The organism is Actinomadura rayongensis (assembly GCF_009831215.1).
Lineage (GTDB): Bacteria > Actinomycetota > Actinomycetes > Streptosporangiales > Streptosporangiaceae > Spirillospora > Spirillospora rayongensis.
The window spans coordinates 14,492-38,353 of sequence record NZ_WUTW01000006.1 but is presented as its reverse complement, the minus strand read 5'-3'; the positions used below and the strand labels follow the sequence as shown (position 1 = coordinate 38,353).

22 protein-coding genes are annotated in these 23,862 nt (G+C 74.5%); 12 read left to right on the top strand and 10 right to left on the bottom strand.

Annotated features, from left to right (window positions below; genetic code table 11):
• Positions 1–22 precede the first annotated feature (22 nt).
• The 4 genes from meaB to GQ466_RS23930 all read right to left on the bottom strand — a co-directional run bounded on the left by meaB (position 23) and on the right by GQ466_RS23930 (position 5,759).
• Positions 23–1,000 carry a methylmalonyl Co-A mutase-associated GTPase MeaB gene (meaB, locus tag GQ466_RS23945; protein WP_161105282.1) on the bottom strand — a complete coding sequence of 326 codons (978 nt, stop codon included), beginning with the start codon at positions 998–1,000 and terminating at the stop codon, positions 23–25.
• A complete protein-coding gene (scpA, locus tag GQ466_RS23940; RefSeq protein ID WP_161105281.1) occupies positions 997–3,210 on the bottom strand; it encodes a methylmalonyl-CoA mutase in 2,214 nt (737 codons plus the stop codon). Before scpA ends, meaB begins: the two co-directional genes overlap by 4 nt.
• Entirely contained in the window at positions 3,207–5,030 is a 1,824-nt protein-coding gene (locus tag GQ466_RS23935) for a methylmalonyl-CoA mutase subunit beta (protein WP_161105280.1), read from the bottom strand. Before GQ466_RS23935 ends, scpA begins: the two co-directional genes overlap by 4 nt.
• A gap of 81 nt (positions 5,031–5,111) precedes the next feature.
• Positions 5,112–5,759, bottom strand: coding sequence for a DUF4232 domain-containing protein (locus GQ466_RS23930; protein ID WP_161105279.1), 648 nt, complete (start codon positions 5,757–5,759; stop codon positions 5,112–5,114).
• A gap of 228 nt (positions 5,760–5,987) precedes the next feature.
• Here GQ466_RS23930 and GQ466_RS23925 point away from each other — a divergent pair, with 228 nt between their 5' ends.
• Both GQ466_RS23925 and crcB read left to right on the top strand, forming a co-directional pair.
• Entirely contained in the window at positions 5,988–6,431 is a 444-nt protein-coding gene (locus GQ466_RS23925) for a fluoride efflux transporter FluC (protein WP_161105278.1), read from the top strand.
• Positions 6,428–6,784, top strand: a complete 357-nt coding sequence (gene crcB, locus GQ466_RS23920; protein ID WP_161105277.1) for a fluoride efflux transporter CrcB — start codon at positions 6,428–6,430, stop codon at positions 6,782–6,784. The genes GQ466_RS23925 and crcB overlap by 4 nt, the downstream gene beginning before the upstream one ends.
• Here the strand turns inward: crcB and GQ466_RS23915 are convergent.
• The 3 genes from GQ466_RS23915 to GQ466_RS23905 form a co-directional block, all read right to left on the bottom strand.
• Positions 6,753–8,069, bottom strand: coding sequence for a glycosyltransferase family 4 protein (locus GQ466_RS23915; RefSeq protein ID WP_337193605.1), 1,317 nt, complete (start codon positions 8,067–8,069; stop codon positions 6,753–6,755). The genes crcB and GQ466_RS23915 overlap by 32 nt on opposite strands.
• Positions 8,070–8,134: 65 nt before the next feature.
• On the bottom strand, positions 8,135–9,349 hold the full coding sequence (locus GQ466_RS23910; protein ID WP_161105276.1) for an Ig-like domain-containing protein: 1,215 nt from the start codon (positions 9,347–9,349) through the stop codon (positions 8,135–8,137).
• Positions 9,350–9,629: 280 nt separating this feature from the next.
• Entirely contained in the window at positions 9,630–10,307 is a 678-nt protein-coding gene (locus GQ466_RS23905; RefSeq protein ID WP_161105275.1) for a VC0807 family protein, read from the bottom strand.
• Positions 10,308–10,487: 180 nt separating this feature from the next.
• Here GQ466_RS23905 and GQ466_RS23900 point away from each other — a divergent pair, with 180 nt between their 5' ends.
• A complete protein-coding gene (locus tag GQ466_RS23900; protein ID WP_161105274.1) occupies positions 10,488–10,964 on the top strand; it encodes an SCP2 sterol-binding domain-containing protein in 477 nt (158 codons plus the stop codon).
• On the opposite strand, the gene GQ466_RS23895 is transcribed toward GQ466_RS23900, so the two are convergent.
• The gene (locus GQ466_RS23895) at positions 10,965–11,891 is read right to left on the bottom strand and encodes a LysR family transcriptional regulator (protein WP_161105273.1); all 927 of its coding nucleotides are present in this window, start codon (positions 11,889–11,891) and stop codon (positions 10,965–10,967) included.
• A 121-nt stretch (positions 11,892–12,012) separates the two neighbouring features.
• Between GQ466_RS23895 and GQ466_RS23890 the strand changes: the two genes are divergently transcribed.
• From GQ466_RS23890 to GQ466_RS23880, 3 genes are all read left to right on the top strand, one after another.
• On the top strand, positions 12,013–13,326 hold the full coding sequence (locus GQ466_RS23890; protein WP_161105272.1) for a pyridoxal phosphate-dependent aminotransferase: 1,314 nt from the start codon (positions 12,013–12,015) through the stop codon (positions 13,324–13,326).
• Between the two features lie 175 nt (positions 13,327–13,501).
• Entirely contained in the window at positions 13,502–14,074 is a 573-nt protein-coding gene (locus GQ466_RS23885; protein WP_161105271.1) for a hypothetical protein, read from the top strand.
• A gap of 61 nt (positions 14,075–14,135) precedes the next feature.
• Positions 14,136–14,696 (top strand): CGNR zinc finger domain-containing protein, encoded by a 561-nt coding sequence (locus GQ466_RS23880; protein WP_161105270.1) that lies wholly within the window; start codon positions 14,136–14,138, stop codon positions 14,694–14,696.
• Here the strand turns inward: GQ466_RS23880 and folP are convergent.
• Complete coding sequence (gene folP / locus GQ466_RS23875; protein ID WP_161105269.1) at positions 14,693–15,538, bottom strand: dihydropteroate synthase; 846 nt, start codon at positions 15,536–15,538, stop codon at positions 14,693–14,695. The two genes, GQ466_RS23880 and folP, sit on opposite strands and share 4 nt — an antisense overlap.
• A 191-nt stretch (positions 15,539–15,729) precedes the next feature.
• Between folP and GQ466_RS23870 the strand changes: the two genes are divergently transcribed.
• The 3 genes from GQ466_RS23870 to GQ466_RS23860 are packed head-to-tail and all read left to right on the top strand — an operon-like array spanning position 15,730 to position 18,712.
• Positions 15,730–16,764, top strand: a complete 1,035-nt coding sequence (locus GQ466_RS23870; protein WP_161105492.1) for a GDP-mannose 4,6-dehydratase — start codon at positions 15,730–15,732, stop codon at positions 16,762–16,764.
• 34 nt (positions 16,765–16,798) lie between these two features.
• Entirely contained in the window at positions 16,799–17,062 is a 264-nt protein-coding gene (locus GQ466_RS23865; protein ID WP_161105268.1) for a ubiquitin carboxyl-terminal hydrolase 14, read from the top strand.
• Positions 17,063–17,107: 45 nt separating this feature from the next.
• On the top strand, positions 17,108–18,712 hold the full coding sequence (locus GQ466_RS23860; protein WP_161105267.1) for a Na+/H+ antiporter: 1,605 nt from the start codon (positions 17,108–17,110) through the stop codon (positions 18,710–18,712).
• Positions 18,713–18,737: 25 nt separating this feature from the next.
• On the opposite strand, the gene GQ466_RS23855 is transcribed toward GQ466_RS23860, so the two are convergent.
• Positions 18,738–19,649 carry an AsnC family transcriptional regulator gene (locus GQ466_RS23855; RefSeq protein ID WP_161105266.1) on the bottom strand — a complete coding sequence of 304 codons (912 nt, stop codon included), beginning with the start codon at positions 19,647–19,649 and terminating at the stop codon, positions 18,738–18,740.
• A gap of 646 nt (positions 19,650–20,295) precedes the next feature.
• Here GQ466_RS23855 and GQ466_RS23850 point away from each other — a divergent pair.
• From GQ466_RS23850 to GQ466_RS23840, 3 genes are all read left to right on the top strand, one after another.
• Positions 20,296–21,732, top strand: a complete 1,437-nt coding sequence (locus GQ466_RS23850) for a GuaB1 family IMP dehydrogenase-related protein (protein WP_161105265.1) — start codon at positions 20,296–20,298, stop codon at positions 21,730–21,732.
• A 113-nt stretch (positions 21,733–21,845) separates the two neighbouring features.
• Positions 21,846–23,330 carry an LCP family protein gene (locus tag GQ466_RS23845; RefSeq protein WP_161105264.1) on the top strand — a complete coding sequence of 495 codons (1,485 nt, stop codon included), beginning with the start codon at positions 21,846–21,848 and terminating at the stop codon, positions 23,328–23,330.
• A 19-nt stretch (positions 23,331–23,349) separates the two neighbouring features.
• Entirely contained in the window at positions 23,350–23,790 is a 441-nt protein-coding gene (locus GQ466_RS23840) for a hypothetical protein (protein WP_161105263.1), read from the top strand.
• Positions 23,791–23,862 lie beyond the last annotated feature (72 nt).

Below are 23,862 nucleotides of genomic sequence, written 5' to 3'. Positions count from 1 at the left end.
CCGACACGCGGCGAACCGCGCGTCAGCGCGCGAACGCGGCCAGCAGGCGCTCGGCGGCGAGAGCGGGGGTCAGCGTCCCGGCGGCGACGGCCTCCTCCAGCTCCGGCGCGAGCGCCCGGACGGCCGGGGACGCGTGCAGCTCGCCGAGCAGCCGGTCGTGCACCATCGCCCACGTCCAGCCGACCTGCTGCCGGCGGCGCCGCCGGTCCAGCTCGCCGGAGGCGCGCATCCGGTCCTGGTGCTCGACCAGCTTGGCCCAGACGTCGCCGAGCCCCGTCCCGTCGAGCCCGCTGCACGTCAGCACCGGCACGTCGTGCTCGCGCTCGGAGCTGCGCAGCAGCCGCAGCGCGCCCGCCAGCTCCCGCGCGGCCCGCTGCGCCTCCCGCGCGTGCTCGCCGTCGGCCTTGTTGACGGCGATGACGTCCGCCAGCTCCAGGACGCCCTTCTTGATCCCCTGGAGCTGGTCGCCCGTGCGCGCCAACGTGAGGAACAGGAACGAATCGACCATGTCCGCGACCGTGGTCTCCGACTGCCCGACCCCGACGGTCTCCACCAGCACGACGTCGTATCCGGCGGCCTCCATCACGACCATCGCCTCGCGGGTGGCGCGGGCGACGCCGCCGAGCGTCCCGGCGGTCGGCGACGGACGGATGAACGCGTGAGGATCGGTCGCGAGCCGCTGCATCCGGGTCTTGTCGCCGAGGATGCTGCCGCCCGTCCGCGTCGAGGACGGGTCGACGGCGAGGACCGCGACACAGTGCCCGGCTGCCGTCAGGTCCGTCCCGAGCGCGTCGATGAACGTGGACTTCCCGACGCCCGGCACCCCGGTGATCCCGACGCGCCGCGCGCCCCCGGTGTGCGGGGTCAGCGCGACCAGGACCTCCTGGGCGAGCGCGCGGTGGTCGGGACGCGACGACTCCACCAGCGTGATCGCCCGCGCGACCCACGCGCGCGAGCCCTCCCGGACCCCGGCGACGTACTCGGCGGCGCCCGGCTTCACGCCGCCTCGTGCCCGAGCCGTCCGGCCAGGTCGGCGAGCAGCCCGAGGGCCGCCTCGGCGAGCACCGTGCCGGGCGGGAAGATCGCGGCGGCCCCGGCGGCGCGCAGCTCGTCGAAGTCCTGCGGCGGGATGACGCCCCCGACGACGATCATGATGTCGTCGCGGCCCAGCGCGGCCAGCTCCGCCCGCAGCGCGGGCACCAGCGTGAGGTGCCCGGCGGCGAGGGAGTTCACGCCGACGACGTGGACGTCGGCCTCCACGGCCTGCCGCGCGACCTCCGCCGGCGTCTGGAACAGCGGGCCCACGTCGACGTCGAAGCCGAGGTCGGCGAACCCGGTCGCGATGACCTTCTGGCCGCGGTCGTGGCCGTCCTGGCCCATCTTCGCGACGAGGATCCGGGGCCGCCGCCCCTCGGCCTCGGCGAACGCGGCCGTCGCGGCGCGGGCCTCCTCGATGGCGCTCACCTCGCCCGCCTCCTCCCGGTACACGCCGGAGATGGTACGGATCTGCGCGGCGTGGCGCCCGTAGGCGGCCTCCAGCGCGTCGGAGATCTCGCCGACGGTGGCCTTGGCGCGGGCGGCGTCGATGGCCAGGGCGAGCAGGTTGTGGCCGAGGTCGGACGGGCGCGTCCCGTCGTCGGCGGCGCGCGCGGCGGCGGTGAGCGCGGCCAGGGAGGCCCGCACGGACGGCTCGTCGCGCTCGTCCCGCAGCCGCCGCAGCTTCTCGATCTGCTGCGCGCGCACGGACGCGTTGTCGACCTTGAGGACGTCGATGGACTCCTCGGCGTCCGGCCGGTACTTGTTGACCCCGATGACGGGCTGGCGCCCGGAGTCGATGCGGGCCTGGGTGCGCGCGGCGGCCTCCTCGATCCGGAGCTTGGGCAGCCCCTCGTCGATCGCGCGCGCCATCCCGCCCGCCCGCTCGACCTCGGTGATGTGCCCCCACGCGCGGCGGGCGAGGTCGTAGGTGAGGCGTTCGACGTAGGCGCTGCCGCCCCACGGGTCGATGGTGCGGGTGGTGCCGGACTCCTGCTGGAGCAGGAGCTGGGTGTTGCGGGCGATGCGCGCGGAGAAGTCGGTGGGCAGCGCGAGGGCCTCGTCCAGCGCGTTGGTGTGCAGCGACTGGGTGTGGCCCTGGGTGGCGGCCATCGCCTCGACGCAGGTGCGGGCGACGTTGTTGAAGACGTCCTGCGCGGTGAGCGACCAGCCGGACGTCTGCGAGTGCGTCCGCAGCGACAGCGACTTCGGGTTCCGCGGGTCGAACCCCTTCACCAGCCGCGCCCACAGCAGCCGCGCGGCGCGCAGCTTGGCGACCTCCATGAAGAAGTTCATGCCGATGGCCCAGAAGAACGACAGCCGGGGCGCGAACGCGTCGATGTCCAGGCCCGCCTCGCGGCCCGCGCGGATGTACTCGACGCCGTCGGCGAGCGTGTACGCCAGCTCCAGGTCGGCCGTGGCCCCGGCCTCCTGGATGTGGTAGCCGGAGATGGAGATGGAGTTGTACTTCGGCATCCGCTGCGACGTGTACGCGAAGATGTCGGAGATGATCCGCATCGAGGGCGCGGGCGGGTAGATGTAGGTGTTGCGGACCATGAACTCCTTGAGGATGTCGTTCTGGATGGTCCCGGCGAGCTGCTCGGGCTTGACGCCCTGCTCCTCGGCCGCCGCGATGTAGAGCGCGAGGACGGGCAGCACCGCGCCGTTCATCGTCATCGACACGCTCATGCGATCCAGCGGGATGCCGTCGAACAACTGCCGCATGTCGTAGATGGAGTCGATCGCGACGCCCGCCATGCCGACGTCGCCCGCGACGCGCGGGTGGTCGGAGTCGTAGCCGCGGTGGGTCGCAAGGTCGAACGCCACCGACAGGCCCTTCTGCCCGGCGGCGAGGTTGCGGCGGTAGAACGCGTTGGACTCCTCGGCGGTGGAGAACCCGGCGTACTGGCGGATCGTCCACGGCTGCGTCGCGTACATCGCCGGGTAGGGGCCGCGCAGGTAGGGCGCGACGCCGGGGTAGGTGCCGAGGAAGTCGACGCCGTCGAGGTCGTCGGCGGTGTAGAGCGGCGGGACGGCGATGCCCTCGGGCGTCTCCCACGCCTGCTCGGACGGGTCGGCGCCGGTCGCGGCGGCGACCCCGGCGCGCCAGCGGTCCGCGGCCTTGCGGGCGGGCTCGGCGTCGCCGAGGCCGAGCGCGGAGAAGTCGGGGATCATCGGTTCACTCCCAGGTCGCCAAGGGTCGTCGTCAGCACCGCGACGGCGTCGCATCCGGCGAAGATCCGGTCGTCGACGCCGGGGAAGGAGCCCTTGCCGGCGAGCCACACCCGGCGGGCGCCCGCCTCCTTGAGGATGCGCGCAGCGTCCTCGGCCTGCTCTGCGTACAGCCGGTCCGACGAGCACAGGCACGCGACGGGCGCCCCGGACGCGGCGAACTCCTCGGGCGGCCCGCTGACCGTCTCGATCCCGCCCGCCTGGAACAGGTTGGCGGCGAAGCTCGCGCGCGCGGTGTGGACGGCGACGGGCCCGAGGACGGCGAGGTAGACGCGGGGCCGGGCGCCGGTCGCGGCGGCGTGGGCGTCGGCGCGGTCGCGCAGGTCCTCGAAGTCCTGCGCGTACCGGACGGTCGGCAGCCCCCCGCCCGGCACGAGCGGGGCCGGGGGCCGTTCGGGCAGCGTCTCGGCGAGGTTCGGGAACTCGCTGACGCCGGTGAGCGGCGCGCGGCGGTGCGCGATGTCGGCGCGGCGGCGTTCCCACGTCGCGGCGATCCGCTCGGCGACGAGCCCGGACTCCAGCGCGGCGGCGAGCCCGCCCGCCCGCTCGATCTCGGTGAACCGGTCCCAGGCGGCGTGCGCGAGGCCGTCGGTGACCGCCTCGACGTACCAGGAGCCGCCCGCCGGGTCCATGACGCGGGCCAGGTTCGCCTCCTCCAGCAGGAGGGTCTGGGTGTTGCGGGCGATGCGGCGGGAGAACGCGTCGGGCAGCCCGATCCGCGCGTCGAACGGCCGGACGGTGACCGCGTCCGCGCCGCCCGCGCCCGCCGCGAACGCCGCGACGGTCGTGCGGAGCATGTTCACCCACGGGTCGCGGCGCGTCATCATCGCGGCGGACGTGACGGCGTGCAGGCGCGCGGCGGTGTCCTCGGCCGCGCCGCAGACCTCGGCGACCCGCGCCCAGAGGCGGCGCGCGGCGCGCAGCTTGGCGATCGACAGGAACTGGTCGGCGTTGACGGCGAGCCGCAGGTCGATCTGGCCGAACGCCTCGTCGACGGTCAGCCCGGCGTCGGTCAGCGCGCGCAGGTAGGCGACGACGGCGGCGAGCGCGGCGCCCAGCTCGTCGGCGTCCGAGCCGCCCGCGTCGTGGTAGACGGTCGCGTCGACGGTGATCGCGCGCAGGGCGGGGAAGCCGCGCGCGCACCGGACGGCCAGGTCGGTGGCCTCGGCGAGGGGGGCGGCGGCGCCGGTGCGCGCGGTGCGGCCGAGCGGGTCGGCGCCGAGGTTCCCGGCGGCCGACGCGGCGGCGCCCCGGGCCGCGAGCAGCTCGAAGAACGCCTCGGCCGCGGCGGCGGTCTCGGCGCCCGCGTCCAGGACGACGGGCGCGAGGTCGAGGTAGACGCCGCGCAGCGCGTCGGCCAGGGACGCGACGGGCACCCCGCCCGCGCCGAGCGCCAGCCAGACCGACGTCGCGCCGTTCTCCAGGTCGGCCAGGATCGCGTCCCGGGTCGCGGCGGGGTCGGGGTCGGCGTGGTGCTGGCGGACGTCCCAGCCCGCGAGGCCCTCGCCGTCCGGCCGGACGGGACGCGGCGCGGGCGCGAGGCCGGGCCGCCCGGGCACCGCGTCCTCGGCGGTGTAGAGCGGCGCGAGCGGAACGCCGTCGTAGGAGTCGCGGGTCAGCAGTCCCTCGACGTCGGCGAGCGGCGTGTCGTCCGTCGCCGCCCCGGACTTGCGCAGGACCCCCCGGACCAGGTCCCGCCACCGGTCGCGGTCGACCGGGGGGAACGCGGCGGCCAGGTCGAGTTCATCAGGCGGGACCGTCATGGGACGGATCGTAGGCGAGCGCGCCTTGGTCTCGCTAAAGCGGGGGTCCGGCACGACCGAACGCCGCTCGGTTCACGCACGTCACACGCCGCCGACCGGGGTGACGGCGAGCCGGCCGAGGCCGCACACCATGCCCTGCGTCCACGGGATCGTGAGGTGGTCCAGCTCGTCGGGCGGCGTCACCTGGACGCGGGCCGGGGTCGGCGCGCACGGGCCGTCGACGGGCTCGGAGCCGGTCGGGACGACCGTCCACCCGACGCGCGTGCGGACCGAGGTGCCGGGCGCGAGCGTCACCGTGGCGGGCGCGGGCTGCCCGAGCCGTTCCACGTTCGTCGTGAGCGGCGCGCCGGACGCCGTGAGGAGCTGCATCCCGACGTAGCCGTACAGGCGGCAGCGCGTGCCCGAGCGGTTCGTCAGCGTGAGGTAGGCGTAGCGGTGCCCGGCGGCGGCGTCCGTGGCGGCCAGCGACGCCGACAGCATCGACGTGTGGCAGCGCGAGAGCCCCGGCTGGGCCACGGGACGGGACGTCGGCCCCCCGTTCGGCGCCGTCGTCGTGGGCGTCGCGGCGGGGGCGTTCGGCTGCCCGGCGGACGGCACCTCCGACGGCGAGTCCGACGCCCCCGGGGTGGGCGTTCCGTTCGCCTTCGGCGTGTTCCCGTCGCTGCAGGCGGTCAGCGTGCCGCCGAGCAGTGCGAGCGGGAGCGCCGCCTTCACGATCGTCCTGTTCAAGGCATCCCCCTCGGTGTCGCGCGCGGCGCGTCCCCCGCGCGCCGTCCTCCTGTTGAGATGCGGTGACATGCCCGCTGGTTCGCGGTCGAAGCACGGCGTTCCGCCCGTCGCTATAATCGGCCGGGTCGCGGCAGTGGGGCCTGCCGCCCCCGGGCGAGCCGTCCCGGGGAGAACCGCGGCGCCGCCGCCAACGGTCCCTGCCAGTGCCCGTTCTGGTGGGAGTGACCGATGCCGCAGGAACCCGTCGACCCCGACGTCGAACCGCCGATCCTCCCCCGCGTGCCGCGTCCGGTGCTTACCGCCATCGCGGCGGGCGGGGCGCTCGGGGCGCTCGCCCGCTACGGCGTCGGCGCCGCGCTCCCCCACGCCGCGACGGAGTTCGCGTGGTCGACGTTCCTGATCAACGTCTCGGGCTGCCTGCTCATCGGCGTGCTCATGGCCGTCCTCGCCGCGCGGCCGGGGCTGCCCGCGCTGACGCGGCCGTTCCTCGGCGTCGGCGTGCTCGGCGGGTACACGACGTTCTCCGGGTACGTCGTGGACGCGCAGCAGGCCGTCCGTGCGGGCGCCCCCGGCGTCGCCGTCGCCTACCTGGCCGCGACCCTGGCCGCCGCGCTCGCCGCGGTCACGCTGGGCGCCGCCGTGACCCGCCGCGTCCTGGGAGGACGCCGGTGACACTGCTGCTCATCGTGCTCGGCGCCGCCGTGGGCGCCCCGCTGCGCTATCTCGCCGACCGCGCCGTCCAGGCCCGGCACCGGTCGGCGTTCCCGTGGGGGACGTTCGCGGTGAACGTCGTCGGCTCGGCGATCCTCGGCTTCGTCACCGCGCTCCCGGCGGGGCACGCGGTGTCGGCGCTGGCCGGGACGGGTTTCTGCGGCGCGCTGACGACCTACTCGACGTTCGGCTACGAGACCCTGCGGCTCGCCGAGACCGGCGCCGGACGCGCCGCCGTCGCCAACGCGGCGGCGAGCATCGCGGCGGGCCTGGCCGCCGCGTTCACCGGGATGGCCCTGGCACTGGCGTTCTGACGCGACGCCGGCGCGGTGCCAGCAGCTCGTCGATCAGGTCGGTCCAGCGCGGGACGATCCACTCCGGGTCGTAGGCGCGGACGGACGCGCGCGCCCGCTCGCCCAGCTCGTCGCGCAGGTCCGCGTCGGTCATGAGGCGGCGCAGCGCGGCGGTGAGCCCGGCGACGTCCTTGGGCGGGACGATCAGCCCGTCGCTCTCGTGGGAGATCATCTCGGCCGGGCCGGTCGGGCAGTCGAACGCGACGACCGGCAGGCCCTTGCTCATCGCCTCCAGCACGACCATCGGCATCCCCTCGAACCGGGACGAGAGCACATAGACCGCCGCCCGTTCCATCTCCCCCGGCAGGTCGGCCGTGCGCGGGTTCAGCTCGACGCGCCCGGCCAGGCCCCGCTCGGCGATCCGCTTGGCGAGCCGGGCGCGGTGCGGTCCGGAGCCGAAGATCCGCAGCGTCCAGTCCGGGTGCTCGGCGGCCAGCGGCTCGTAGGCGCGCAGCAGCAGGTCGAAGCCCTTCTGCCGGGTCAGCCGGCCCGCCGCGAGCACGACCTTCGCCGTGCGGCGCGACGGGGCGCCGGGCGGGGTGGCGAGCGCGTTCGGGATCCGGACGATCCGGACCGCCGTCCCCGAAAGCGCCGCCGCGTACTCCGCACGGGACGCCTCGGTGAGCACGGCCAGCGCCGTCAGCCGCGGGTAGGCGCGCCGGATCGCCGCCCGCGTCCCGGGCGGGTAGGCGCGCAGGTTCATGTGGTCCTGCCCGATCGTCACGGTGCCGGGCGGGGCGACCTCGGCGACGAGCAGGTTCAGCGCCGGACGGGTGCCGACGAGCACGTCCGCGTCCCCGGCGAGGAGCAGCCGCGCGACCCGCAGGTCCGTCCACAGCGTCTCGCGCGTGGCGGGGCTCCCGCCGACCGAGAACAGCAGGCTCGGCAGCCGCCCGACCAGCCGCGCGGCGCGGCCCGGCGGGACGGTCCGGTCGTCGGCGAACGACACCGCGACGCCCGGCGGCACCGGGAAGAACGACGCGTCCTTCTCCTTGAGCAGGCTGACGATCTCCACGTCGTGGTCGCGCGCGAGATGGCCCGCCGTGGCGAGGACGGTGCGGATCGTCCCGCCCGTCCCGTACGCGTGGCGCAGCAGGATCCGGACGCGCGGGCGCCTCGAAGGACCCGGCGCGGGACGGCGGCGGACGAGCGTCCGCAGCAGGACCAGCGCGGCACGGCGCGCGGCGGCGAGCGGAAGGCGTCCGGCGCGGCGGAGCGCGCGGCGCGGCAGGGTACGGCCCGGCACGAGTCCCCCGATCTGAGACGGGCTGTGTGCCTAGCCCCGTGCCCCGCGCGCCGTCCGCGCAATCATCAGCCGGTGGTGACCGTCCGGCCGAGGGCGCTGCCCTTCACCCACTTCGACCAGGGCATCTGGTAGAAGCTCCAGCCGTTGTCCCACTGCAGCTTGCGGGACGTGCCCTTGATGATCACCGGGTCGCCGCGGTAGGAGAAGTTGTAGAACCACTGGGCGGCGGACGGCGGGGAGTTCAGGCAGCCGTGGCTGACGTTCTGGTGCCCCTGCGCCCACACGGTCGCGGCCATCGAGTGGATGTACTCGCCGCTGTTGGAGATCCGCACCGCGAAGGGGATGACCTCCTTGTACCCGCCGTTCTTCTTGTCGTCGGGGTCGACGCCCATCCACTCCGACGTCATGATCGCCGGGTTCTCCTTGCCCATCGTCAGATGGACGCCGCTGGTCGTGAGGTAGGTGTCGACGCCGTTGACGACGCGTCCGCCGCGCCCGGCGCTGATGCCCCAGCTCTTGACCTTGACGCCGTTCTTCCGGACGGTGAGCCGGTGGGTCTTGGTGTTGGCGTTGATGATGTGCTCGTCGCCGATGCGGAACGTGCGGCCGAAGTCGGCCGCGCCGTAGGTCCGCTTGCCGGACTTGACGCCGCCGATCTCGGCGCGCAGCCGGACGCGCTGGTTCGGCTGCCAGTACTTGCCGTTCTCGGTGCGGAACACGACCTGGGTGTCGCCGACCCAGTACCAGGCGCCGGTCGCGGGCTTGTCGGACGTGATCCGCAGCGCCGACTCGACGGCCTTCTTGTCCCCGACGGGCCGGTTGAAGGTCACCTGGACCGGCATGCCGACGCCGACCTTCTCGTTCGCGCTCGGGGTGACGTCGACGACGCGCAGCTCGTTCGCGGCCTTGATCGTCTTGAACCGCGCGGTGACGGTGGTGGTCTTGCCCTTGGGGCTCGTCGCCGTCGCGGAGACGTCGTACTGCGAGCCGGGCAGCAGCGTGCGGGACTTCCAGCCCGTCTTGTCGGCGGTGAGCTGGCCCGTGACGGGCTTGCCCTTCCGCGTCACCGTGACCTGCTGCAACGTGCCGCCCGCGACGGACACCTGCACACCGCGCTCCGGCAGGGCCCTGCCCTCGCCGTTCCCGGGGGTGACGGTCACCTGGGGCGCGCCGGCCTCGGCGGTGTCGCCGACCGTGACGCCGTCGCCCTTCTCGCCGCCGGAGCATCCCGAGGCGAAGACCAGCACGGCCGCCCCCGCCACGCCCACTCCCGCGGTCACCCGTCGCTGCACCGTCATTCCTCCCGAAACCCCGCCGCCGTCGGCACCGACATTAGCGATAAAAGCCGACGATTCTGCCACGTCATGGGGTTTCCGCGACGTCTGAGATCAAAGCGTTGCAACTCGACTCGTGGGACCCGATGACGGCCGTGCGTGACGGCCCGCGAGCGCACCGTCACCGGAGACCGGGATGCCGCGGATCGCCGCGCGCGTCCCGTTCTCCAGACACAAAGACGGCCGTGAACTCGGAAAAGTTCACGGCCGACGGAAGCGGGACGGATCAGGCGGGCACGGGACGCGCGTTCACATGCCGCAGCAGGCGCCGGAAGCCCCACACCGACACGACGACGCCGACCGCGCCGATGCCCACGACGAGCCCGGTGCGCGCCCACACGTACGTCCCGACCGACTGGTGGAACAGCATCCACAGGCTGACCAGGGCGTTGGCGAACAGCACGAACGACCACAGCAGCGAGATCCGCAGGAAGAACCGGCGGACGCGGGCGTGCTTCAGGAACGCCTCGGGCATCGGGACCATCTCGGTGGCGAGCTTCTGCGCCAGCGGACGGCCGAGCGGCACGGACGCCAGGAACACCACCGCCATGAGCAGCGTGCCGAGCGTCGGCTGGAGGAAGTAGATGACCGCGCTGTGGGTGACGACGCCGAGCGCGGCGCGGACCGTCACGCCGACGGCGGCGATCAGCAGCGTCGCCGAGACGGGATGGCCGCGCAGCCGCCGCCAGGCGATCCCGCCGTAGACCCAGGCGACGGCGGCGATCATGCCGCCGGTCAGGCCGAGGACGGCGAACGCGGCGTAGAAGACGGCGACGGGCGCGATCACGCCCTCGATGAACCGGGGGGCGGCGTGCAGGAGCAGGGCGCGCACGCGCGGCAGCTCGAACGTGTGCGGGCGGTGCAGATGCGGGTGCAGGTGCGGGTGTGAGGTCGCGTCGTCCATCGGGCGTGCTCCCCCCGAGAGGTCGGCCCGGCCCGCCGGCCAGGGGTCGTGTGTCTCGGACTTTCGCCCCACCGTACGTGATGTCCGGCGTGGTCACGGCGGGACGCACGGAACCGTCACCCCCTTGACCTTATTGGATGAAGGATTGAATAGTTCCGGGTGACGAGGGAGGGGACGGCGATGGGCGAGGCGGATCGGGACCCCGGCGGCGGCTGGGCGGACGAGGTGCTCCACGCGGTCGGGACACCGGCCGAACTGCGCGCGCTGCTGGCGGTTCCGGGGGTCGACGACGCGGTGATCGGCGATTTCGCCAGATCTGCCGGAATTGACGGAATCCTCGACCGCCTTTTCACCGTGATGGCGTCCCGGTTCCTGCCGGAGAAGGCGGGCCGGGCGCGCGGGGCCGTCCGGTGGGACGTCCAGGGACCCGACGGCGTCGCGGTCTACACCGTCCAGATCGGGCACGGCCGCGCCGAGGTCGTCCGGGGCGCCCCGGACGGACGCCCGAAGGTCGCGCTGGCGCTGAGCCTGCCCGACCTGCTGCGCCTGTCGGCGGGCACGCTGAACGGCGTGAAGGGCCTGATGACGGGCCGGATCCACGTCTCGGGCGACCTGCTGTTCGCGGCGCGGCTGCAGGGCTGGTTCGACCAGGGGTGATCATCCGGCGGGCGGTCCCGGCCAGGCCGTCCGGGCCGCGGCGTAGAGGGCGCGCAGCGTCACCGCGACCGGCGGGCGCCGCACGCTCGCGCCGCGCGTCACCGCGTGCACCTCGCGCGACAGCTCGGTCCCGGGGATGCGCCGGACCGCGATGCCCTCGTCGCCCGCCGCGAGCGCCAGCGCGGGGACGGCGGTGATCCCGATGCCGCGCGCGACCAGGCTGAGGATGGCGTGCAGCCCCTCGAACTCCCACGGCACGGGCCGCGCGCCGCCGACCGCGTCCAGCAGCCGCTCGAACGCCTCGCGGGACGGCTCGCCGCGCGGCGCCGCCATCCACGGCTCGTCGCGCAGCTCGCGCAGGTCCACCGGACGGGCCGGGTCCGCCATCGGGTGGTCGGCGGGGACGGCGAGGACGAGCGGGTCGCGGCGCAGCCGGAAGAACTCCAGCGCCGGCGGGGCCTCGTCGGGCAGCGCGCCGGTCCAGTCGTCCACGAGCGCGATGTCGGCCTCGCCGCCGCGGACCTGGCGGATCGCGTCGTCCGGGCGGCCCTGCCGCAGCACGAACGTGAGCCCGCGGTGCTCGGCGAGGCTGCGGGCGAGCGCGGGCGCGAACGCCACGGCGGCCGTCGGGAACGCGGTGACGACGACCCGTCCGGTCACGGCGTCGGCGTGCGCGGACAGCTCGGCCTCGGCGCGCTCGACGAGGTCGAGGATCTCCTCGGCGCGGCGGGCGAGGCGGCGGCCGGCGTCGGTCAGCTCGGCGCTGCGGGCGGTGCGGTCCAGCAGCGGGACGCGCGCCTCCCGCTCCAGCACGGCGAGCTGCTGGGAGACCGAGGACGCGGTGTAGCCGAGGGCGGCGGCGGTGGCCGCGATGCTGCCGCGCCGCCCGAACTCGGCGAGCAGCCGCAGCCTGCGCAGTTCGAGCATCGGACTTCCCTGGGGTCGGCATCGAAGAGACTCGCTTGTCACGATGCTAGGCGCCGGGGCAGGGTGAGAGAAAGGAACCGGCCGGTTCAGTCCTTTCTTCCACCATCCTTGGAGCCCTTGGATGTCCGTTTCCGTCGTTCCAGACGGCCCTTCGACCACCGATCCGTCGTTCTCGCTCCGGCCCGTTCCGCTGTCGCCGACGCTCGCGGTGAACGAGACGCTGGACCGCAGGCGCCGCGCGGGCGACCCCGTGCTGCCGCTCGGGTTCGGGGAGGCCGGGATCCCCGTCCATCCGCTGCTCACCGAGGCGCTGGCGTCGGCCGCCGGGCAGGCCGCGTACGGCCCGGTCGCGGGGTCGCCGGAGCTGCGCGCCGCCGCGGCCGGGTACTGGACGCGCCGGGACCTGCCCACCGACCCCGGCCAGGTCGTCGCGGGCCCGGGCAGCAAGGCGCTGCTGTTCGGCCTGCTGACCGCGCTCGGCGGCGACGTCGTGGTGCCCGCGCCGAGCTGGGTCACCTACGCGGCGCAGACGGCGCTGGCGGGGGCCGCGCCGGTCCGCGTCCCGACGCCGCCGGACGAGGGCGGGGTGCCGGATCCGGCCGCGCTCACCGACGCCGTGACGCGGGCCAGGGCGCGGGGCCGGACGGTCCGGGCGGTCGTCCTCACGCTCCCCGACAACCCGACCGGGACGCTCGCGCGGCCGGAAACGGTCAGCCGGGTCTGCACGGCGGCCCGCGACCTCGACCTCGTGGTGATCAGCGACGAGATCTACGGCGACCTCGTGCACGACCCGTCCCGTCCGGTGCCCCGGGCGGCGCTGTGCGCGCCGGAGCGGACGGTCGTCACCACCGCGCTGAGCAAGCAGTTCGCGGCGGGCGGCTGGCGGATCGGCGTCGCCCGGCTGCCCGGCGGGCCGTTCGGACGGGCGCTGCGGACGTCCCTGCTCGGCATCGGCAGCGAGATCTGGTCGAGCGCGCCCGCGCCGATGCAGCACGCCGCCGCGCTCGCCCTGACCGAGCCGCCCGAGCTGGCCGAGCGCGTGGACCGCAGCCGCCGCCTGCACGCCGCCGTGGCGCGGGCGGTCGCGCACCGCTTCCGCGCGGCGGGCGCGCTGGTGCCCGAGCCGGCGGCGGCGTTCTACCTCTATCCCGACCTGGAGCCGCTGCGGGACGCGCTGTCCGGCGTCCGGACGGGCAGGGACCTGGCGTCCCTGCTCCTGGACCGGCACGGCGTCGGCGTCCTGCCCGGAGAGGTGTTCGGCGACGACCCGCGCGCCCTGCGGATGCGCGTCGCCCCGAGCCTCCTCTACGGCACGACGGGCGAACACCGCCTCGCCGCGCTCGACGCCCCCGACCCGGCCGCGCTGCCGTGGATCGCGACAGCTTTGGACCGCCTTTCGGACGTCCTCGCGGAACTGCCGCGCCACGGTCGGTGACGGCGGCGCCGGACGGTCCCGTCCACCGGGCGACCTGCACCGGAATCAGATAAACCTGGTGTAAAGTCCAACGTCGCGCGGGTGGAACGCGGGGTCGGCCGGGCCGGTCCGGCGGCCCTCCCGCGGGACTGGGTCGGCGGCGCGACGGTGGCGCCGGGAAGGCGAGGGGGCCGCCATGAGGCACGCGCAGGACGGGGCCGCCGCGGCGATGAGCGCGGCGTCCCGCGTGCTGGTCGCACGCGGCAGGAACGAGCCCCAGGAGCAGGAGGACCCGGACGTCGCCTGGGGGCAGCGGGCGCGCGACGGCGTCTGGGTGCCGACCCGGGACGGCCAGCGGGTCCACATCGGCCTCGGCGCGGTCGGCGGCGACGCGGTCGCGCAGGTGCTGCGGCCGACGCTGCGCGCGTTCGTGGGCGTGGACGTCGACACCGACCTGCTCGCGCAGACGACGGCGGGCGGTGTGCGCCTGCTCACGGTGATCCACGGCCCGGACGCCCCGACCGAGTTCCGCTTCTCGCTGTCGCTGCCCGACGGGCTCGCGCTGGAGGCCATGCCGTCCGGCGGGTACGACATCGTCCACCTGCGGTACGGCGCGACGGTGGGGCGCCTGTACAACCCGTGGGCGTCGGACGCGATGTTCCGCCCCGTGAAGGCCGACTACGCGCTGGAGGGCCAGTCGCTCACCATGCGCGTCCAGCACGAAGGCTCGTTCTATCCAGTGGTGGCCGATCCGCATTACGCGCGCTGAGCGCCCGCGGGGCGCCGCATAGGCTGTGAGCCCCCCGGCCCCCCGGAGACGGGAGTCCCCGTTGGTCTTCGCCCACGACGCCGTCCTCGCGCTCACGGCCGCAGCCGACCTCGTCAACACCGGCCCGGCGGCGTGCGGCGCGGAGCGGCTGGACGGGCTGCCCGCGCTGCGCGCCTTCGCCGACCGCACCGGGCTCGGCGGTGCCGTCCCGCCCGCCGGAGCCGACCTGAACGCCGTGCGGTGCCTGCGCGACGGCCTGCACGCCGTGTTCCTCGCCCCGGACGTCCCGGCGGCGGCGCGGCTCGTCAACGCCGTGATCGCCCAGGTGCGCGCGAGCCCGTACCTCACCGACCACGACGGGCACGACTGGCACGTCCACTTCGCCGCGCCGGGCGCCCCGCTGCGGGACCGGGTCGCGGCGAGCTGCGGGATGGCGCTGGCGTTCGTGGTGTCGGCCGGGGAGCTGGACCGGCTGCGGACGTGCGCGGCGCCCGGCTGCTCCCGCGTCCTCGTGGACCTGTCGCGCAACCGGTGCCGCCGCTACTGCGACAGCCGCACCTGCGGGAACCGGACGCACGTCGCCGCCTACCGGGCGCGGCGCCGCCAGGCCGCCCCCGGCTAGCCCCCGGCGAGCCGCTCGACGGCGGCCAGCGCCCGGCGCGTCCCGGCCGCGTCGTGGACGCGGAACACGCTCGCCCCGAGCCACGCCGACACCGCCAGCACGGCCGTCGTGCCGGGCCCGCGCCGATCCACCGGACGGTCCAGGGTCTCCCCCACGAAGTCCTTGTTGGACACCGCGACGAGGACCGGCCAGCCCGTCCCGGTCAGCTCGCCGAGCCGCCGCGTGATCTCCAGCGAGTGCCGGGTGTTCTTCCCGAAGTCGTGCGCGGGGTCGATGACGATCCCCTCGCGCGGCACGCCGAGCGCCAGGGCCCGCTCGGCCTCCCCGAGCACCTTGTCGAGGACGTCGGCGACGACGTCCTCGAACGCCGTCCGGTGCGGGCGCATCCGGGGCTCCAGCGTCCCCGGGTGCGCGCAGACGAGCCCGGTGCCGTACTCGGCGGCGACGGCGGCCAGCTCGGGGTCCGCGCCGCCCCAGGTGTCGTTGATCAGGTCCGCGCCGGCCGCCGCGACGGCCGCGCCGACCTCGGCCCGCCAGGTGTCCACGCTCAGCACGACGCCGGGGTGCCGCTCCCGGACGGCCGCGACGAGGTCCACGACGCGGCGGCGCTCCTCGGCGGCGTCCACGTCCTCCCCCGGCCCGGCCCGGACGCCCCCGATGTCCACGATGTCGGCCCCGGCGGCGACGACGCGGTCCACGGCCGTCAGCGCCGCCTCGAACGCGTACGTCGCGCCCCGGTCGTAGAAGGAGTCCGGGGTGCGGTTGACGACCGCCATCACCGCGCGGCGGGGCAGCGGACGGCCGTTCGGGCGCAGCGGCGCGGCGGTGTCGGCGGAAGGCATGACCGAACGGTCGCACATCCCGCCGCGGCGCGCCACGCGCCCCTCACCGGCCGGTCGAAGCAAATTCGGTTCAATTGGGGCGCCCTCGCTCGTCAGCATCCCCCATGGGTCGCTAACCTCGTGTTTCATGCCCGTTGCGGAATTCGTCCGGTACGGGTCCGTCGTCTGACCTATTCAGCCAGGAGGATCCGCTGTCCAGGCGAGCACTCATCACCGGCATCACCGGGCAGGACGGCTCGTACCTCGCCGAGCATCTGCTGGAGCAGGGGTATGAGGTGTGGGGTCTGGTGCGGGGTCAGGCGAACCCGCACGTGTCGCGGCTGCGCAAGCACATCGGCGACGTCCGGATCACGACGGGCGACCTCCTGGACCAGGGCAGCCTGATCTCCGCCGTGGAGCGGGTCCAGCCCGACGAGGTCTACAACCTCGGCGCGATCTCCTACGTGCCGATGTCCTGGCAGCAGGCCGAGCTGACCGCCGAGGTCACCGGGATGGGCGTCCTGCGAATGCTGGAGGCCATCCGGGTGGTGTCGGGCGTCAGCGCGTCCCGCACGCCGGGACGCGAGCAGATCCGCTTCTACCAGGCGTCCTCCTCGGAGATGTTCGGCATGGTCCGGGAGACGCCGCAGAACGAGAAGACGCCGTTCCATCCCCGCAGCCCGTACGGCGTCGCGAAGACCTACGGCCACTACATCACGCAGAACTACCGCGAGTCGTACGGCATGTTCGCGGTGAGCGGGATCCTGTTCAACCACGAGTCCCCCCGCCGGGGCGCCGAGTTCGTCACCCGGAAGGTGTCGCTCGGGGTCGCGCGGATCAAGCTCGGCCTCGCCACGGAGCTGCGCCTCGGCAACCTGGACGCCCGGCGCGACTGGGGCTTCGCGGGCGACTACGCGCGCGCGATGCGGATGATGCTCGCCCAGGAGTCCCCCGAGGACTACGTGATCGGCACCGGGCGGACCCGGTCCGTCCGCGACCTCGTGGAGTTCGCGTTCCGCACGGCGGACCTGGACTGGGAGCGGTACGTCGTCCTGGACGGCAAGTACACCCGTCCCGCCGAGGTCGACCTGCTGTGCGCGGACCCGAAGAAGGCCCGCGAGCAGCTCCGCTGGGAGCCCGAGGTCGGGTTCGAGGAGCTGGTGACGATGATGGTCGAGTCGGACCTGCGGCTGCTCGGCGGCTCCCGCCGGCCCGACGAGGAGCCCGCCAGCCCCGACCACTGGTGACCGTCCCCGGCCGGGGACGTGCGACGATACCGGTATGACCGCTTGCGACCATCTGACGGAGCTGCCCGCCGAACCGCCCGCGCCGCAGACGCCGGACGGCTGCGCCGAGTGCCTGGCCGAGGGGACCCGCTGGGTCCACCTGCGCCTCTGCCTGACGTGCGGGCACGTCGGCTGCTGCGACTCCTCGCCGCAACGGCACGCGTCGGCGCACTTCGCGAAGGAGGGCCACCCCGTCATGCGCTCGTTCGAGCCGGGCGAGGACTGGCGCTGGTGCTTCGTGGACGAGACCCTGGTCTGACCCGCGCCCGACCGGCCCGCGCCCGGTTCGTGCCATGATCGCCTGGTGGGAGCGACACACGCACTCTGGCTGCTCGCCGTACCCGTGACCGCGCTGGTCGTGGCGGGGTTCGCCCGGCGGGCCGGGATCGCCGCGCCGCTGGCGCTGGTGGTCGCCGGGCTCGCCTTCGCGTACCTGCCGGGCGTCCCGGAGTTCCGGCTGGAACCCGAGTTCGTCCTGTACGTGTTCCTGCCGCCGCTGCTGTTCTCGGCGGCGTGGCAGAGCTCGTACTACAACCTGCGGGAGAACCTGCGCCCGATCGGCCTGCTGTCGGTCGGCCTCGTCCTGTTCACGACGCTCGTCGTGGGCTACGTGGCGTGGCTGGTCGTCCCGGGCCTGCCGCTGGCGTCGGCGTTCGTGCTCGGCGCGATCGTGGCGCCGCCGGACGCGGTCGCGGCGGTGAGCGTCGCGCAACGGCTCGGCCTGCCGCGCCGCACGGTGACGATCCTCGTCGGCGAGAGCCTGTTCAACGACGCGACGGCGCTGACGCTGTTCCGGGTCGCGCTGGCGGCGGCCGTCGGCGCGGGCTTCTCGATCGCCGAGGGGGTCGGCCGGTTCGCGTTCGCGGCGGTCGCGGGCGCGGTGATCGGCCTCGCGCTCGGCCCGCCGCTGCACTGGCTGCGGACGCGCGTGCGGGACCCGCTGGTCGAGAACACGGTCTCGGTCGTGGCGCCGTTCGCCGCGTACCTGATCGCCGAGGTCGTCGAGGCGTCGGGCGTGATCGCGGTGGTCGTCAGCGGCCTGTACCTCGGGCACCGGTTCACCGAGTCCCCGGCGGCGACGCGGCTGATCGGCCAGTCGTTCTGGAAGGTCGTCGTCTTCCTGCTGGAGTCGGTGGTGTTCCTGCTCATCGGCCTGCAGCTCCCGCCCGTCGTGCAGGGCCTGTCGGGCCGGGGCTGGGGCGAGCTGGCCTGGTGGGCGGTCGCGGTGTTCGGCGCGACGGTCGCCGCCCGGTTCGTGTGGGTGTTCGCGACGACGTACGGCCCGGCGCTGGTGTCGGAGCGCCAGCGGGAGGTGCAGCGGCGCGCCGGGTGGCGGAGCCATGTCGTGGTGAGCTGGGCGGGGATGCGCGGGGTGGTGTCGCTCGCGGCGGCGTTCGCGATCCCGTTCGCGAGTTCGTCGGGCGCCCGTTTCCCGGGCCGCGACCTGATCGTGTACCTGACGTTCACGACCGTCCTCGCCACGCTGCTGGTGCAGGGCGTGACGTTCCCCGCGCTGATCCGCCGGCTCGGGGCCGGGGGCGAGCGCGAGCGCTACGAGGACACGGTGGCCGAGGCCGGCGCGCACCAGGCCGCCGCCCGCGCCGCGCTGGAGCGGCTGGACGAGCTGACCGGCGCGAGCGACGAGCCGCTGGACGAGGACGTCGTCCAGCGCCTGCGCAACCTCGCCGAGCAGCAGCAGCTCCGCGCGTGGGAACGGCTCGGCGGCGGCACCGGGCAGGGCGGCGCCGAGGTCCCGAGCGCCACCTACCGCAGGCTGCGGCTGGAGATGCTCGCGGCCGAGCGCGCCGCGTTCGTCCGGATGCGCGACGAGCGGCGGATCGACGACGAGGTGCTGAACCGCGTCCTGCACGAACTGGACCTGGAGGAGGCCGCCCTCAGCCGTCGGTGAGCGGCCTCCCCGCGGGTCCCGTCCCTCACATTCCGTTCGGCGGCTTCTCGGGCAGCTCCACCGCGTAGGACTCCTTGACCACGTCCAGGTGGTGCCAGGACTCCCGGACCGTCACGCCGGGCACCGCTCGGACGGCGTCCAGCACGGCGACCAGCTCGGCGCGGGAGGCCGCCTCGGCGAGCCCCACCACGTCGTACCGGCCGAAGCCGGTGGCGAGGTAGCGCACCCCCTCCAGTTCGGCGACCGCGTCGGCCGCGCGCCGCAGCGACCCGGTGACCGACAGCCCGAACCCGCCCTGCTCGGCGGCGCCGAGCGCGAGCGGGTCGGCCAGGCCGGTCACCTGGATCACGCCCGACCGCATCAGCCGCACCACCCGGGCCCGCGTCGCGGCCTGCGACAGCCCGATGATGCCCGCGAGGCGGGTGTAGGGCGCGCGCCCGTCGCGCTGCAGCTCCTGGAGCAGCCGCCAGTCGATGTCGTCGAGCGTGACCTCGCCGAGGTCGCGGACGACGGCGTGCGCGTCCCGGACGGTGGCCACCGACCGGAACACCTCGGCGGAGCGGACTCCGGGGACGGCGCGGATCTGGTCGATCTCGGTCGCCAGTGCGTTGTCGTCGCGGGTGCGGACCTGCGCGACGAGGTCGTACGGCCCTGCGATGAGGGCGGCGAAGCTGACGGCGGGACGTTCGGCGACTGCCGCGGCGACCTCGCGCGCGGCTCCCTCCACGGTGACCGACACATGCCCGATGGCCTCGGCGCCCACGACCGCGGCGTGCACGATGCCCACCACGCGGACGACCTCGGTTTCGAGAAGGTTCTGCACACGCGCGCGCACGGCCGTCCGGGACAGCCCGACCCGGTCGGCGAGCGCCTGGAACGTCGCCCTGCCATCCCGCTGGAGCTCGCGGACGAGCACGGCGTCGACCGCATCCAGCACGGCTCTCCTCCTCGACATGCGTAGAAAGATCGTTTATTTGGTAACTGCAAGATCATTCCATTTCCGGGCGGTATCCCGTCAAATATTGATCCTGCTCGTGTTTCGGGTGTCCCATGGCCGTCGAAGCGTCGGCGCTCGTCTCCGGGGACGACGTTTCCGACGCGGTGCCGACCGGCGCGGGAGCGCAACGAGACCAGGACCGCCGGGGCAGCGGGAGCGGGCGGCGCGCGCGCCGGTGCGTGGCCCTGGTCACTGGACGGGCCTCCGCGCCCCCTCGGCGCGGGTGCGCACGCTGCGGGCTCCTGCGGCGTGACCTGCATGCGCGACTCCCGGTCTTCCTCTGCGGCGGCCCATGACGAACCCGTGATCTCCCGAAGCACATGTAAGAAAAGTGCAACGAGCGTCCAAGAACGTCAAGAGGTGACTTTACCCAGCCGTCAACGCCACGTCGGGACCGGCGTCACCTCTGGGAGCCCCTTCGGGACAGGGGATTCGCAACGTCGCAGGTCAGCGGCCCGCTGCCGGAACCGGCCAGACGGACGCCCGCTCCGGTGACGATGGGGGCGATGTCGGCGGCACATCCCGGTATGAAGGAGAATGTGAGGCGGTAGACACCCTCGATCTCCGATTGGTGCGTGGTCCGGCCGTGCGTCTGCTGAACGGTGAGCGTCCCGCTCACGATCTCACCTACAACGACGTCTTCATGGTTCCGCGCCGCTCGGCGGTCGGCTCCCGGCTGGAGGTCGACCTCGCCAGCGGGGACGGGTCCGGCACGACGATCCCGATCGTCGTCGCGAACATGACGGCGGTGTCGGGCCGGCGGATGGCCGAGACGATCGCGCGCCGCGGCGGGATGGCGGTGCTGCCGCAGGACATCCCGCTGGACGTCGTCGCCGAGGTCGTCTCCTGGGTGAAGCGACGCGACCTCGTCGTCGACACCCCGCTGCGGCTGTCGCCGACCGACACCGTCGGCGACGCGCTGGCGCTGCTCGGCAAGCGGGCGCACAACGCCGTCGTCGTGGTGGACGGCGAGCGCCCGGTCGGGGTGGTGACCGACGCGGACTGCCAGGGCGTGGACCGCTTCGCCCAGCTCCGCACCGTGATGTCCGCCGACGTCCTGACGCTGCCGCTCGGCATCGACCCGCGCGAGGCGTTCACGCGGCTGCACGAGGGCGGGCACCGGCTGGCGCCCGTCGTGGACGCCGCCGGGAACCTCGCCGGGCTCATGACCCGCACCGGCGCCCTGCGCGCGACCCTGTACCGCCCGGCCGTGGACGACGCCGGACGGCTTCGGATCGCGGCGGCGGTGGGCGTGAACGGCGACGTCCCGGCCAAGGCGGCGGCGGTGCTGGAGGCGGGCGCGGACGTCCTCGTCGTCGACACCGCGCACGGCCACCAGGAGAAGATGCTGACGGCGCTCGCGGCCATCCGGAAGCTGGACCCGGCGGTGCCGGTCGTGGCGGGCAACGTGGTGACGGCCGAGGGCGTCCGGGACCTGGTCGAGGCGGGCGCCGACATCGTCAAGGTCGGCGTCGGGCCGGGCGCGATGTGCACGACGCGGATGATGACCGGCGTGGGCCGTCCCCAGTTCTCGGCGGTGCTGGAGTGCGCGGCCGAGGCGCGGCGGCTCGGCCGGCACGTGTGGGCGGACGGCGGCGTGCGGCATCCGCGCGACGTGGCGCTGGCGCTCGCGGCGGGCGCGTCCAACGTGATGGTCGGCTCGTGGTTCGCGGGCACCTACGAGTCGCCGGGCGACCTGCAGCGCGCGGCCGACGGGCGGCTCTACAAGGAGAGCTTCGGGATGGCGTCGGCGCGGGCGGTGGCGCTGCGCACCGCCGAGGACTCCCCGTTCGACCGGGCGCGCAAGGCGCTGTTCGAGGAGGGCATCTCCACGTCCCGGATGTTCCTGGACCCGGCGCGGCCGGGCGTCGAGGACCTCCTGGACGCGATCGTCGCGGGCGTGCGCAGCTCGTTCACCTACGCGGGCGCGCGGACGCTGGAGGAGTTCCACGAGCGCGCCACGGTCGGCGTGCAGGGCGCGGCGGGCTACGCCGAGGGGATGCCGCTCGCGACGAGCTGGTAGAAGATCATCCCGGGGCGGCTTGATGCCCGTTCGCGCCAACCTTGCCCCGGTTTTGCGCGTCCATAGAGTAGGTCTGGTGCTGACAGCACCCCGCCCGGGGAATCGGAGCGTACATGGCGAGTCGTACCAACGACGGGCGAACACCTCGCGACGACCCCGGGGACGACGGCCCCGTCGGCGGGCGCGCGGCGGGGCTGCCCACGGCGCTCGTGCTGACGCTCGCGTCCGCCCTGGTGTGGGGCATCGCGCACCTGTGGGCCGGACGCCGCGTGGCGGGCGCGCTGCTGCTCGCCCTCTACGGGGCGCTGGTGGCGGCGGGGCTGATCGCCTGGTCGTCCTACCGCGACGACCTGTACCCGCTCGCCGGCCGCCCGGACCTCATCAACTCGATCGCGGCGGGCGTCGTCGTGCTGGCGGCCGTGTGGATCGCGGTCGTCGTGCGCAGCTACCTGGTCGTCCGGCCGGACGGGCTGGCGGCGGTGTCCCGCGCGGCGGGCGTCGCCGCGACGCTCGCGCTGTGCCTGGTGATCGCCGCGCCGTTCGCCCTCGCCACGCACCACATGTACGTCTGGCGCGACACGCTGACCAGCATCTTCAAGACGGGCGGGTTCGGCGGCGACGGCCGTCCCGTGGACGCCGACGACCCGTGGAAGGACCGGCCGCGCGTCAACATCCTGCTGCTCGGCGGCGACGCGGCGGCGAACCGGACGGGCGTGCGCACCGACAGCATGACGGTGGCGAGCATCGACACCAAGACCGGTGACACCGTGCTGCTGAGCCTGCCGCGCAACCTGGAGCGCGTGCAGTTGCCCGCGGGCCCGGCGCGCGACCGCTTCCCCTACGGCTTCACCGGCGACGGCCCCGGCACGCCCGGCCTGCTCAACGAGGTCTACGAGTACGCCGAGGACCACCCGGACGTCGTGCCGGGCGTCGCGCGCAACCACCGGGGTCCCGAGCTGCTGAAGAAGACGATCGCCGGGGTCCTCGCGCAGCCGGTGGACTACTACATCCTCGTGGACATGTTCGGCTTCGCCGACATCGTGGACGCGATGGGCGGCGTCAAGGTGCGGATCACCCAGCCGATCCCCTACGGGCGCAACGGCGGCGTCCTGCAGCCCGGCTACCGCACGCTGCGGGGCAAGGAGGCCCTTTGGTACGGGCGGTCGCGCACCGACAGCGACGACTACACGCGCATGGGACGGCAGAAGTGCCTGCTGCGGGCCATCGCGCGGCAGGCGGACGCGCGGACCGTCCTGACGAAGTTCGACAAGCTCGCCACGGCCGCCAAGCACACGCTGTCCACCGACATCCCGCAGAAGCTCCTGCCGGGGCTGATCGAGCTGTCGGGGAAGATGAAGGACGGCGCCAAGATCGACAGCCTCCAGTTCGTCCCGCCGCTGATCAGCACGGCGAACCCGGACTACGCGCTGATCCGGCGGCTGGCGGCCAAGGCCGTCGCGCCGAAGGAGAAGTCCGCGCAGGCGGCGCCGACGGCGTCCCCGTCGACGTCGCGGCCGGTGGCGGCGGGCGGGGAGGAGAACCCGGTCGGCGGCGGGGACTCGCATCCGGTGTCGCTGGAGGCGACCTGCCCGTCGTGACGCGCGGCACAATGGACGGGTGGACCGTCCCCTCCGGATCCGCCGGATCGTCAACGCCGTCAACCTGTCGACCCCGCTCGGCCTGTTGCTCGCGGCGGCCGGGTCGCGCGGCTCGCCGGAGCGCGGGCGATGTCCGGGCCCGGACGGGCTGGTCCTCGCCGGCGGCTACCGCTGGCCGCTCCCGGCCGCGCCGGTGTTCACGGTCGGCAACGTGGTGACGGCGCGGCGCGCGGCGGCGGACCTGCTGGACCGTCCGGCGCTGCTGCGGCACGAGGGACGGCACGCGACGCAGTACGCGTTCCTGCTCGGCCCGCTGATGATCCCCCTGTACCTGGTGTGCGCGGGCGTGTCGCTGCTGCTCTGCGGCGACCACGCGTCCGCGAACCCGTTCGAGCGGCAGGCGGGGCTCGCCGACGGCGGGTACACGCCGCACCCGATCCGGTGGCCGTTCCGGCGCTGACGGCGGCCCCGTGGCGCGGCGGGCGGCCCGGCGGGTGAATCATGGAACGTGACGATGGCCGACTGTGGAGGG